At 50.1% G+C, this 11,763-nt stretch carries 11 protein-coding genes and 2 tRNA genes; 5 read left to right on the top strand and 8 right to left on the bottom strand.

What is annotated here, in order from left to right:
- Window positions 1-79 precede the first annotated feature (79 nt).
- A tRNA-Asp gene (locus V7D78_RS09785) sits at window positions 80-156 on the top strand.
- 41 nt (window positions 157-197) lie between these two features.
- Window positions 198-274 (top strand) — tRNA-Asp (locus tag V7D78_RS09780).
- 277 nt (window positions 275-551) lie between these two features.
- Here the strand turns inward: V7D78_RS09780 and V7D78_RS09775 are convergent.
- Window positions 552-1,745, bottom strand: coding sequence for a methyl-accepting chemotaxis protein (locus V7D78_RS09775; RefSeq protein ID WP_333608266.1), 1,194 nt, complete (start codon window positions 1,743-1,745; stop codon window positions 552-554).
- A gap of 179 nt (window positions 1,746-1,924) precedes the next feature.
- On the opposite strand from V7D78_RS09775, the gene V7D78_RS09770 reads away from it, so the two are divergent.
- The gene (locus V7D78_RS09770; RefSeq protein ID WP_333608265.1) at window positions 1,925-2,536 is read left to right on the top strand and encodes a hypothetical protein; all 612 of its coding nucleotides are present in this window, start codon (window positions 1,925-1,927) and stop codon (window positions 2,534-2,536) included.
- Window positions 2,537-2,557: 21 nt separating this feature from the next.
- Here V7D78_RS09770 and V7D78_RS09765 read toward each other — a convergent pair whose 3' ends face one another.
- From V7D78_RS09765 to V7D78_RS09740, 6 genes are all read right to left on the bottom strand, one after another.
- Window positions 2,558-3,589 (bottom strand): porin, encoded by a 1,032-nt coding sequence (locus V7D78_RS09765; protein ID WP_333608264.1) that lies wholly within the window; start codon window positions 3,587-3,589, stop codon window positions 2,558-2,560.
- Window positions 3,590-3,661: 72 nt separating this feature from the next.
- Window positions 3,662-4,846, bottom strand: coding sequence for a cation diffusion facilitator family transporter (locus V7D78_RS09760; RefSeq protein WP_333608263.1), 1,185 nt, complete (start codon window positions 4,844-4,846; stop codon window positions 3,662-3,664).
- Between the two features lie 12 nt (window positions 4,847-4,858).
- Window positions 4,859-5,272, bottom strand: coding sequence for a DUF6691 family protein (locus V7D78_RS09755; protein ID WP_333608262.1), 414 nt, complete (start codon window positions 5,270-5,272; stop codon window positions 4,859-4,861).
- A gap of 11 nt (window positions 5,273-5,283) precedes the next feature.
- Complete coding sequence (locus V7D78_RS09750) at window positions 5,284-5,685, bottom strand: YeeE/YedE family protein (RefSeq protein ID WP_333608261.1); 402 nt, start codon at window positions 5,683-5,685, stop codon at window positions 5,284-5,286.
- Window positions 5,686-5,707: 22 nt separating this feature from the next.
- Window positions 5,708-6,109 carry a rhodanese-like domain-containing protein gene (locus V7D78_RS09745; RefSeq protein WP_333608260.1) on the bottom strand — a complete coding sequence of 134 codons (402 nt, stop codon included), beginning with the start codon at window positions 6,107-6,109 and terminating at the stop codon, window positions 5,708-5,710.
- 15 nt (window positions 6,110-6,124) lie between these two features.
- A complete protein-coding gene (locus V7D78_RS09740; RefSeq protein ID WP_333608259.1) occupies window positions 6,125-6,874 on the bottom strand; it encodes a sulfite exporter TauE/SafE family protein in 750 nt (249 codons plus the stop codon).
- Between the two features lie 108 nt (window positions 6,875-6,982).
- On the opposite strand from V7D78_RS09740, the gene V7D78_RS09735 reads away from it, so the two are divergent.
- Together V7D78_RS09735 and V7D78_RS09730 are read left to right on the top strand one after the other, a co-directional pair.
- Window positions 6,983-7,858 carry an MBL fold metallo-hydrolase gene (locus V7D78_RS09735; RefSeq protein ID WP_333608258.1) on the top strand — a complete coding sequence of 292 codons (876 nt, stop codon included), beginning with the start codon at window positions 6,983-6,985 and terminating at the stop codon, window positions 7,856-7,858.
- A 123-nt stretch (window positions 7,859-7,981) separates the two neighbouring features.
- Window positions 7,982-10,054, top strand: a complete 2,073-nt coding sequence (locus V7D78_RS09730) for a TonB-dependent receptor family protein (protein WP_333608257.1) — start codon at window positions 7,982-7,984, stop codon at window positions 10,052-10,054.
- 49 nt (window positions 10,055-10,103) lie between these two features.
- Here the strand turns inward: V7D78_RS09730 and V7D78_RS09725 are convergent.
- Window positions 10,104-11,763: proline--tRNA ligase (locus V7D78_RS09725; RefSeq protein WP_333608256.1), on the bottom strand; the 1,660-nt coding region annotated here is incomplete at its 5' end.

The raw sequence follows: 11,763 nt of genomic DNA, 5'->3' as shown, positions 1-11,763 counted from the left end.
AATACCGGCCTGTCACGCCGGGGGTCGCGGGTTCGAGTCCCGTCCGCTCCGCCATAGCAGCAAAACGCTTTCTGATTCCGGAGCGGTAGTTCAGTCGGTTAGAATACCGGCCTGTCACGCCGGGGGTCGCGGGTTCGAGTCCCGTCCGCTCCGCCATGTCAGTTAGTATTCATCAGAGCGCAAGCTCACTCCAGCGCGGAGCGGTAGTTCAGTCGGTTAGAATACCGGCCTGTCACGCCGGGGGTCGCGGGTTCGAGTCCCGTCCGCTCCGCCATTTCAGTTAGTATTCATCAGAGCGTAAGCTCACTTCAGCATCAAGCGGTAGTTCAGTCGGTTGCTCTCTGTTAAGAGCTTGGCCGGCCTGTCACGCCAAATGCCATGCAGCTCGCAGGTTCGAGTCCTGTAAGCGATGCCATTTTATTCAAGTTTCTACAGCGCACAAGAACACGCATTTTTATTGAATTTATATCAACTTACTCGCAAATGCGGGTTTTTTCTATCCGTCGTAGCCTATTTGCTTTACTGCAGCGTCCTTGCTGCAGTTTACGAGGTTATTTGCGGGCAAAGCGCTGTAATTGCGCCTGAGTACTGGCGGTGCCTTGCAGTAAATTACGGGCTGCTTCATCAATGGACGCCATTTGCTGATAGGCTTCGTTGGTAATTTGCTCGATAGCACTAAGATGCTGGTGTGTTTGCTGGTAGCGTTTTTCCAAATCAAGCACAGTATTATTAATATTGTACATACCGCCTTTGGTGGCTTGCAGCTCCGTTTGTAGCAGCGAGAACTCCTCACTGGTCTGGCTGATTTGCTGCTGCGCTTGCTTTGCCTGCTGATTTAAGCTGTCAGACTCGCTACGGGTCTCGTTCACCAGGCGTTCCATGTCATTTAAAAAACCAGAAATTTGTTTGGTGGCATCATTTACCTTTGCTGCCAGGGTGCGGACTTCATCTGCCACTACGGCAAATCCTCGCCCGGCATCACCGGCTCGGGCGGCTTCAATAGCTGCATTCAGTGCAAGCAAATTGGTTTGGTCAGAAAAGTTTTCAACCATCACCAGAATTTGCCGTACATTTTCAGAGTTTTTATGCAAACCATTAATGGTGCTACCAAAGGAGTCTAACAGTTTAGCAATAGCGGCTAACTGGCGGTTTAATTGCTGCATCTGGCCACTAGCCAGTTGAGCTTTGTCAACCGCTTTAACCGTGACCTTACCCATTTCATCACTATTTAGTACGATGTCCGCTAAGTGCTCCAGCACTTCATCACTTTCACGACGAATTTGCTGGCTACGTTTTTCAGTATCCTGCAAATTAGTGCGGGTGCTTTTTACTGCCCCGGAAACCTGCTCGTTAATATGATGAGTGTTGCTGGCTTGCTGATGCACTTCTACCAGCACTTCGCTCAGTTGTGATACAAAGCGGTTAAATTCATCTGACAGGGTACGAAACTCATCAAAAGTAAAGGCGGGTAAGCGCTGACTTAAATCAGCCCCTTTACGGTTACTTTGATGCAAGGTGTCGACTAGTGCATTCACCGGCCTGACAATCAGATGCATCAAATATAAAATGGTGAATATAAAGGCGCTGCTGCCAATAAGTAGTAAAGCCCACCAAGTGACGCCTGCGCCATCGGCTGGAAAGGCCATATATAAGGCTAATGCAAAAAATATCGCTAAAAAGCCAATGTTGCCGATAATTTTACGGTTAAGCGTATAAAAAAAAGTTTGCTCAATAAAACGATACATTTGGCTTATACTCTCCATTTTACCTGTCACTCCAAGGCATTAATCTTTAAGCAGCTTAGCATAAGTTTGTTAGTTTAAGCTTGTGCCAGCGCATTTTTATCAGCAGTTATCACGGTATTCTTGCAACATACCTGGCTGCTTGCTGTGCTACAGTATGGCAAAAATAACGGAGCAAGCCGATGAAAATACAACTATTGCTGATAAGTTGCCTGATGATGTGCGGTTGCGCCTTAGCTGCTGCACCGCAAGATACTGAGCAAGATATGGTGCAACAAAGTACTGACGCTTTCTGGCAGGCTTTAGCCAGCCATTGCGGTAACGCTTATGCCGGCAAGCGTGTACAGGCAAGAAACGATCGACCTGATTTGTTAGTTGGGGATGAGCAGCTGGTTGTACATTTCAGGCACTGTGATAACTATTTATTGGCATTACCATTTCATATCGGAAAGGCCGATGGCAGTTGGGACCGCTCCCGCACCTGGCGTTTCAGCCGCCTGGGCAGTATGTTGGAATTACGACATGATCACCGGCTGGCTGATGGTCAGCCCGATACCACCAATACCATGTATGGTGGCCTGATGATGGCAGGGGGCAGTAACCAGTTACAGCGTTTCTTATTTACGGAACGTACCGCTGAAGATGGCAGTTTACTGGGCTGGCAGATTGAAATCGTGCCTGGCAAACGTTATACCTATGGCACTTTTAGCGGTGATAATTGGACCTGGCGATTGGATTTTGATTTGAGCAAGCCACTGGATAAACTGCCCCCAGCTCCCTGGGGACATCAGTAAATGCGCTTATTAAAGCGATAGCTAGCCGCCAAAATTGGCGGAGAAATTGTAAATAAGGCCCAATGACAGGGCGTACGGATCTTGTCCGGGTTCAATAGTTAGCGATTTTCCATGCCCCCCGGCGGAGATATTAAAACTGGCGTTTTGCTGGTTGTTGGTCATTGCCAGGGCACCATAGAACGTCAGGTTAGGTCCTAAGCGTCGGTCCAGCCCCAGTGCCAGCAGAGTAGCTCCACTGTCATTGCGGTCGGCTGAGGAGGCCTGATACAGTTGCGCTTTAATGCTATAGGTATCCGTTAAGCGGTAGGCCGCGCCGACACCATAAGCCGTGCGATCGCCACCGGAAGAATTGTCGCTGCTTTGCCAAAAAGCGCTTAGACGCCATTGTTCATTGAGCCGATAACTGGCTCCGGCACGGATGCCGCTCAATGCAGTGTCATCAAGCCGGTTGCGTCTTTCGTAAGCTAATATCAGCATCATTGTTTTATTGCCAAAGGTTACAGAGCTGCTGATAGCATCATCTTTGTTGTCACTGGTACTACCGGTGCGATCATGGGTGGAATAGTGCAGATCCAGAGTAAGTTTCTCTATTGCCGGACTTTGATAGTGCAGGCCATTACGAAAACGCCGGTCTAAATCCACTCCGCCGCCGCGCACTATATTGCGGGCATCGCCAACTTGATCCGAAAATAAGTCAGTCTTGCTGCGCACATTTTTTAGCGGCGTATCAAAGAAACCAGCCCTTATCAGCCCAAAATCACCTTGTAAACCAATAAAACTGTTGCGAGAGGCCCATTCACCACTGCCTTCATCCAGCCTTATCAGGCTTTCAATTTGCAGTAGCACTTTCAGGTTGTCCTGCACCTGATGGCTGCCCTTGATACCAAAACGACTTGAATTGCTGGATGTATTAAGGCCGTTGTCGTTACCGTTATCAAGCTGGTCAAGTGATAAATGTGCCCGGCCATAGATGCCAAATTCCGAAGCTTGAACCGGTGCCATAAGCAGGAACGCTGAGGCGCTTAGGCTACAAAGCAAAGCGTGTTTTGTCATTGGGAAATTACTTGTCATAAATTCGTCATAATGGTAGTTGTCTGATCATGGAAATGATAGTCACAACATAAGTTAATCTGCTTTTTTCAGGTAAAAGCGAATCTCTAGCTGAGCGGCGGGCGGCCACAGCTGATGCAACTGTTGTAACAGTTCGCTGGCGCTGAGCCTATCAATTAACGGTTGGGCTTTGCTACTGAGCAAAAAATTGGCCTGGATCGGCTGCTGATAATACAAGATCAGCTCAACGTCATCTGCATCAAGTTGATAACGCCGCAACAGTTGGTTGAGCGCTGTCATTAAGGCAGGGCGGATATTCTGTGTAGCCTCTACTAATGGTGGTGTCTTCGCCGGACTGTTGATGTGCACCAAAATATCACCGATTTCACCGAACTGCTGCTGCAAGTGCTGCTTGACTTGCATGCCCAGCCAATGTGCTTCTGAAGCACTGAGTCGTGGCGAGACTTCCAGCTTGAGCTCCAGGAGTACTTTGCCGCCACTGGTACGACTACGAAGCTCATTTACGGCCAGTATTCCCTGGGTCTGTAAAATAAGCTGGCGGTAGCTTTGTTGCTGTGATTCAGGAATAGCGGTATCAATCAGCTCAGCCAGGCTGCGTTTTAGTAGTTGTAAGCTGATGGCAGTGATCAGCACGGCAACCAACAGGGCTGCTGCAGCATCCAGCCACCAAAACCCGAGCATAGCCCCACCAGCACCAACTAAAACAACAATAGAAGAAAATGCATCGCTGCGGCTATGCCAGGCATTTGCGCTGAGTAAAGCCGAATTCATCGCCCGCGCAACTTTGATGGTGTACCAAAAGAGTCCTTCTTTGATAAGCCAGGACATAGCGGCGACCAGCAGCACTGGCCAAGCGGGAGTGGGGCTGAGCTGCCCCTGCCAAAGGCTGACAGTGTTTTGCCAGAATAGGCTTACTGCGACGGCTAATAAGATGAAGCCCAGTAATAGGGTGCCTAGTGTTTCAATACGGCGATGGCCAAAAGGGTGGCTATGGTCGGCAGCCCGGCCTCCCAAGCGGATGCTGATTAGCACTATGGCATCGGTGGCCAGATCTGACAGTGAATGAATGCCATCTGCTATCAGCGCTGCTGAATGACCAAGCACACCAGTGATAATCTTCAGCAAGCCCAGCAGCAAATCAGCCAACGCCCCCACCAGTGTTACCCTGGTGGCAGCATACCTGCCAACAGCACGGGCGGTCGTTGTTAGCTGGTCAGGTGCTTTAGGCTTTAATGGCACTGTTGGTAAGACTCATGTTGGCAGTGGCCATTTTCTGGCCAGATACCAGCCTGCAATCATTGCTAACACAAAACCCAGCGTCCCTATGCTGCCAGCCGTTAAAGCGCTGATTGCTGGTCCAGGGCAATAGCCGACTAAACCCCAGCCTATGCCAAAAATAGCGGCACCAGCTAACAATGGCTTATCGAGCCTGGTAACCGTAGGCAGCTGAAATTTTTCGGCCATGAGCGGTGCCGGTTTTTTACGGACTAGCCAGAAACCAACACTGTAAATGGCCAGTGCTGCTGCCATCACCAATGCCAGGCTGGGATCCCAATGACCACTGAGATCTAAAAAAGCCAATACCTTAGCCGGATCAACCATTTTTGACACGGCGATGCCGGCAGACATTAACAGGCCAGCGAAAAAAGCGATAAAAATATGCATGGTCAACTCCGTTAAAACAGGCTGGCGACAAAGACGCCGGCTGCCATAAATACTAGGGTAGCGGTGATGGAGCGGGCTGAAAAACGACCGATACCACAGACACCATGACCAGAAGTACAACCGCTACCCCAGGCCGTACCAAGCCCTACCAGCAAGCCAGCAATAATGGTGCGCACAGATAACTCTGGAGTGCTAAAGTTGAAATCACTGAGTAACAGGCTTACTGCCAGCGGTCCCAGCAATAGGCCCACCACAAAAGCCAGCCGCCAGCTGCGACCTTCGCGCTGAAAAATCGCCAAGCTGGTGATGCCAGAAATACCGGCAACGCGGCCAAGGGCTACCATTAATAACAAGGCACCCAGGCCAATTAAGCTGCCACCAATCAGTGCCGATATGGGCGTAAAATTGTCCATGTAACTCTCCGTATAAGCTCTGTTAGTTTATTACCGGTAATTGAGCATCAAGCCAGCCCTGCATACCGGGTGCAACTGAAAACACCTGAGTAAAGCCCATGCGTTGCAAGGACTCAGCGGCCAGAGCTGAACGTGCGCCAGAGCGACAAATTAAATACAAAGGTTCAGACGCCAGTTGCGTCAGTGCCATATCAGCCGCGCAACCACTGGCCGCAACGGCCGGGTGGTTGGCCAGTTGCATTTCCAACACCCCTCTTGGGTAATTCACCGCGCCAGCGATATGGCTTTGGGCAAATTCTGCCGGCTCACGTACGTCAATTAATCTTGGTTCAGCGTGTTGTTGTAAGTACTGAGTAAGTTGCTCTAAGTTAACTTCTTTAATCGAGGCCTTTGCTTCGGCCACCAATTGCTGTGCTGTTTTCATTGGTTTCTCCAAAAATTAAATAACAGACTGGCTGATTACCACTATGGCCATAATGGCTAAAAATACCGCAAACCCTCGCTGCAGCTTTTCTTTGGGTAAGCGCCGGCCGATCCAGGCGCCTAAATAGCTGCCGGCAATACCAGCGATGACCATCAGGCCGATAACGGTCCAGTCAAAGCTGATCCCCTGGCTGCTAAACACGGCATAGTATTTGGAAAAGCCAACAAAAGACTTTAGCGCAATAATGACCAGACTGGTGGCTACACCAATAACAATAGGTAAGCCGCCCATTAATACCAGCGCCGGCACGATTAAAAAGCCGCCACCGACACCGACAAAGCCGGTTACCGCACCGACCAGCAAACCATCTGCCAGTACTTTAAGCTTGTTAAAGGGTAACTGATTGGCGGTGTCTGTCAGTTTGCTACGCCACATAAAGACCGCGGCAACGATCATTAACAATGAGAACACCAGGAGTTGCCAGCGACTATCTACCAGGGTGCCACCCCAGGCGCCGATATAGGTGCCCAGCATACCGGGAATACCAAACCAGCGTACATGCCGCCAGCTTATCAGTCCTTTTAGACTATTATGAAAAGAGCCAAAGGCGCTGATGGCGGCAACAATAAATAATGACGAGGCAATAGCAAGCTGCGCCGGCATACCGATAAGATACAGCAGTACCGGTACGGTCAAAATGGAGCCGCCTGAGCCAAACAAGCCTAAACTCAGGCCTATTATTATAGCGCCTAACAGTACTAACATATTTTATATTCCTAAAAAGAATATCGATATAACTGAATTGCATTTTAGGGTGTTATTAGATACTATGCAATCAATATTTAGTAAAGACTAATTTAATGAGGTGTCCAGATGACTGCACTTAACCAGCCAATCCATGTAGAAATGTTTTTTGACAAAGACAGCAGTACCTTTAGTTACCTGGTCATAGATAGCGCAACAAAACAGGCGGCAGTGATCGATCCGGTGCTCAATTATGATGCGGCTGCGGGCACTATCAGTACCGAAGGCGCCGATCAAATACTGGCGTTTATCAACACCCAGCAACTGAAGGTGGATTGGATTTTGGAAACTCATGCGCATGCCGATCATTTATCTGCTGCGCAATACCTTAAGCGGCATACCTCAGCCGCTATTGCCATTGGTAAGGGTATCTGTCAGGTACAACAAACCTTTAAAACATTTTTTAACATCAATGATGCCGAATTGCAGGCCAACGGTGATTATTTTGATGTGTTATTTGCTGACCAGCAGCAGTTTACGATTGGCCAGTTGTCGGCAAAGGTTATAAATACCCCAGGTCATACGAATGACAGTGTCAGTTATTTAATTGGCCAACATTTATTTGTGGGAGACTCGTTGTTTATGCCCGATGCGGGCACCGCCCGCTGTGACTTTCCTGGTGGCGATGCCAATATTTTGTTTCAGTCTATCCAGCGGCTGTATCAGCTGCCAGAGGATACCATTATGTATATGTGCCATGATTACCAGCCTGATGGCCGCGAGCTGCGTTATAAAACCACAGTAGCAGAGCAAAAGCAGACTAATATTCATGTCACAGCAAACACTGAGCAGCAAGCCTTTGTTAGCAAACGTGAAGCACGGGATAAAACGCTGGCGGTACCGCGGTTAATCTATCCGGCGGTACAGGTAAATATCCGCGCTGGCCAGTTACCGGTAGCGGAACAAAATGGCCGGCGCTATATTAAAATCCCGTTAACAGAATAAGCCTGACTGCATTCATCAGCTATTTTTGACTACTGACCAGAAATGGCTGGAAGTCAGCTGCATTTTCGCCAAGGATAGGCGTATGTTAAGCCCTGACTTATTGTCTTACTCAATGGAAAGTGAATGAAATCTGCTGTTTGTGTTCAGACTGCTTTAATGCTGTTTTTAGCCAGCTTGTTACCCGATGCCTTTGCCACTGTAGCGGGGGCTGGCAAAGAGACTCATAGTACTGAAGATGCAGCAGAGCAGGCTGCAATTGAAGTCATGGTGATCAGCGCTCAGCAACAACCGAGTCGCTGGCTTAGCTCACCAGCCAGTATCAGCAGTAAAACCGTAAACGATTGGCAACTGCCGGTAGACAGTGCTCAGTTATTACAGGGCATTGCTGGCTTACAGGCCGATGGTCGCACTAACTATGCTCAGGATACCCGTCTCAGTATTCGCGGTTTTGGTACCCGCAGTGCTTTTGGCGTGCGCGGCCTATACTTAACCTTAGATGGTATTCCTTTGACCAATGCTGATGGACAAAGTCAGCTATCATCGTTGTTATTAAGCGAAGTAGGGCGTGTTGAGGTGTTGCGTGGTCCCTTGGCTGTGCTGTATGGCAATGCAGCCGGTGGTGTCGTGCAGCTGTTTAGCCGCGAGCAATCTACCTCTGAGGTATCGCTGGCCAGTGCGCACTCCAGTGTTAATGAGCACTGGGATCTGAAACTCAATAAAGCCTATGAGCAGCAGCAATGGCGCTTTGCTGCGCATCAGTTTAAGAGTGATGGCGAAAGGCCGCAAGCATCAGCCAAACGCCAACAAGCAGTGGCGCAATGGCAGTGGCAGTTCGCGAAGGGACTAAACAGTCGATTGCGGTTGGATTGGTCTTACGACCCCTTGTTATTGGATCCACAAGGCTTAAGCCCGGCAGATTTTGGCGCTGATCCCCGCCAAACCCACCCGGCAGCATTATTGTTTAACACCCGCAAACAAGGAAAGCAGTTGCAGCTGTCCTGGCAATTAAAGCCTTTACACGGCCAATGGCAATGGCAAAGCTGGCGCAGTAAACGGCAGATTAATCAGTTTTTAGCCTTCAGTGGTGACGCTATCACTTCATCAGGCGGTGAAATTGACTTAACACGCGAGGTAATGGGCAGCGAAGCCTGGTATCGCTGGCAGCTTAATGCCGATCTAAGCCTGCAACTAGGCGCCCAACTGGAGCAAAGTCGTGACAGGCGCTTTGGTTATGTCAATAATTTTGGCCAGCGTGCCGACTTGCGCCGCGATGAACTGGGTAAAGTGAACAGGCAAGATGTCTATTTGCGCAGTCAATGGCAGGCCAGCAATGATTGGTTAGTGACCGGCGGGGTCAGACATAGCGCCCTTAAATTTAGCGTAGAAGATTATTTTATGGTACCGGGTAACCCGGATGATAGTGGCCGTACCCGCTTTGAGCAAAGTGTCTGGGCACTTGGCACTAGCTATCAGCTCCAGCCTGAGCTAAGCCTCTATGCTAGTATAGGAGAGGGCTTCGAAACGCCCACACTTTCGGAAATGGCCTATCAACGCCAGGGCACCGGGCTAAATTTTACGCTGCAAGCATCCACCAACCAACAAGCCGAAGTGGGCTTAAAATGGCAGGCTGCTCAGCCACTTTGGTTTGATATCAGTGTGTTTCATATCGACAGCCGCAATGAACTGGTGGTAGACAGCGCCCTTGGCGGGCGCACCAGTTATCGCAACGCAGCGGCTACCCGCAGGCAAGGTGTGGAGCTGCAGCTGGATTGGCAAACGAGCGACAGTATCCGGCAATTATTCAGTATGACATTGATGTCCGCGCACTATAAAGGCGATACGCTGGATGGCAAGGTGCTACCTGGGCTTGCCAGACAAAGTGGCTATTGGCAATGGCAATGGCAGCCCTGGCAGGATCAGCGGCTGGCACTGCATTTAACCACTGTGTACCGTGGGCCGGTATACAGTGATGATAACAATAGCCAGCAAGCGGCAGCACACTGGCAGTTTGGACTGGCGGCACAAAGTACCCTTTTGTATGGCAACTGGCAATGGCAACCCTGGCTACAGCTTGATAATCTGGCTGACCGCCAATATGTAGGGGCGGTTATCGTGAATCAGGGCAATGGCCGCAGCTATGAGCCGGCTGCAGCACGTAGTGTCAACATTGGCTTAAGAGCCCAGCGCGCTTTTTAGCGCACCGGGTACTGGGGCTTATCGCTATGGCAGGCGATAGTGGTGCGGTTTAACGCAGCTGTTGCGCTAGGGTACTGACTACGGCATCAATATCCAGCAGCTGTTTTTCACCACTACGCCGCTGTTTATATTCTACCTGACGGTTATCCAGGTTACGCTCGCCAATCACTATGCTGTGCGGTACGCCGAGTAATTCTATGTCGGCAAACATTACGCCGGGGCGCTCACGTCTGTCATCAAATAATACTTCAATGCCGGCAGCGATCAGTTGCTGGTAAAGTTGCTCGGTGACCTCTGCAATGCGTGCAGACTTGTGCATATTCATTGGAATCAGGGCCACCTGAAACGGCGCTATCGCATCTGGCCAGATAATGCCGTATTCATCGTGATTTTGCTCGATAGCGGCGGCAACGATGCGCGATACGCCCACACCGTAACAGCCCATAGTGAGAATTTGGTGTTTGCCTTCTTCGTTTAATACGCCGGCTTTCAGTGCTTGCGAGTATTTATCGCCCAGTTGGAAAATATGGCCCACTTCAATACCGCGCTTAATCACCAGTTTGCCATTACCACAAGGGCTGGCATCGCCTTCAACGACATTGCGAATATCGGCAACCTGATAATCCTGGATATCACGATCCCAGTTTACGCCGGTTAAATGCACACCATCTTTATTGGCACCCACGACAAAATCGGCCAACTGCGCGGCACTACGATCAACAATAACCGGCACAGTTACCCCAACAGGACCAACAGAGCCAGGCCCTGCGCCAGTCAGCTCACGGATCTGTTGCTCGCTGGCAAACTGCAGCGGGCTGTGCACTTGCGGCAGTTTTTCCGCTTTTACTGTATTCAGTTCATGCTCACCACTTAATACCAGAGCCACTAAGCCAGCCGGCTTGCCGTCAATAGCTGCACCTTGTACATACAGGGTTTTGGCAATTTGCCGCTCTGCTACCGCGAGTAACTGAGCTACCTCAGCTACCGTACCAGCAGCAGGAGTTGCTACTTCAGTAAGCATTTGGCTGGCTGCCGGTCGCGGCTCGGCGGGTGCCACCGCTTCGGCCATTTCAATATTGGCGGCATAATCGCTGCTGTCTGAGAAGGCAATGGCATCTTCACCCGAACTGGCTAGTACATGAAATTCATGCGACACACTGCCGCCAATAGCGCCGGTATCGGCCAACACTGGGCGGTAGTCCAGGCCCAACCGGCTGAAAATATTGCAGTAAGCCTGATACATGGCATCATAGGTTTGTTGCAGGCTGTCCTGACCCAAATGGAAAGAGTAGGCATCTTTCATTAAAAATTCGCGGGCGCGCATCACGCCAAAGCGTGGCCGGCGTTCATCGCGGAATTTAGTTTGAATTTGATACAAATTAAGTGGCAATTGCTTATAGCTGGTAATTTCGCGGCGTACCACATCAGTGATGACTTCTTCATGGGTTGGCCCCAACACAAAATCACGTTGGTGACGATCAGTAAAACGCAGTAATTCTGCATCCATCTGTGTCCATCGACCAGACTCCTGCCATAGTTCACCGGGTTGTACCATGGGCATCAGCATTTCAATGGCGCCGGCGTTGTTCATTTCTTCCCGAACAATTTGCTCCACTTTACGCAGCACCCTGACACCAGTGGGTAAATAGGTATAAAGGCCAGACGCCAGACGGCGGATCATGCCGGCGCGTTCGGCGCGCAGGTCCTGC

This window comes from Arsukibacterium sp. (genome assembly GCF_036735525.1).
Classification (GTDB): Bacteria; Pseudomonadota; Gammaproteobacteria; order Enterobacterales; family Alteromonadaceae; genus Alishewanella.
Note: the sequence above shows the minus strand (reverse complement) of the source record. Positions and strands in the feature narration are given on the sequence as shown.

Coding starts and splice junctions, on each gene's coding strand:
- V7D78_RS09730 (WP_333608257.1), top strand. CDS start 7,982: ATGAAATCTGCTGTTTGTGTTCAGACTGCTTTAATGCTGTTTTTAGCC.
- V7D78_RS09735 (WP_333608258.1), top strand. CDS start 6,983: ATGACTGCACTTAACCAGCCAATCCATGTAGAAATGTTTTTTGACAAA.
- V7D78_RS09755 (WP_333608262.1), bottom strand. CDS start 5,272: ATGCATATTTTTATCGCTTTTTTCGCTGGCCTGTTAATGTCTGCCGGC.
- V7D78_RS09770 (WP_333608265.1), top strand. CDS start 1,925: ATGAAAATACAACTATTGCTGATAAGTTGCCTGATGATGTGCGGTTGC.
- V7D78_RS09750 (WP_333608261.1), bottom strand. CDS start 5,685: ATGGACAATTTTACGCCCATATCGGCACTGATTGGTGGCAGCTTAATT.
- V7D78_RS09775 (WP_333608266.1), bottom strand. CDS start 1,745: ATGTATCGTTTTATTGAGCAAACTTTTTTTTATACGCTTAACCGTAAA.
- V7D78_RS09745 (WP_333608260.1), bottom strand. CDS start 6,109: ATGAAAACAGCACAGCAATTGGTGGCCGAAGCAAAGGCCTCGATTAAA.
- V7D78_RS09765 (WP_333608264.1), bottom strand. CDS start 3,589: ATGACAAAACACGCTTTGCTTTGTAGCCTAAGCGCCTCAGCGTTCCTG.
- V7D78_RS09740 (WP_333608259.1), bottom strand. CDS start 6,874: ATGTTAGTACTGTTAGGCGCTATAATAATAGGCCTGAGTTTAGGCTTG.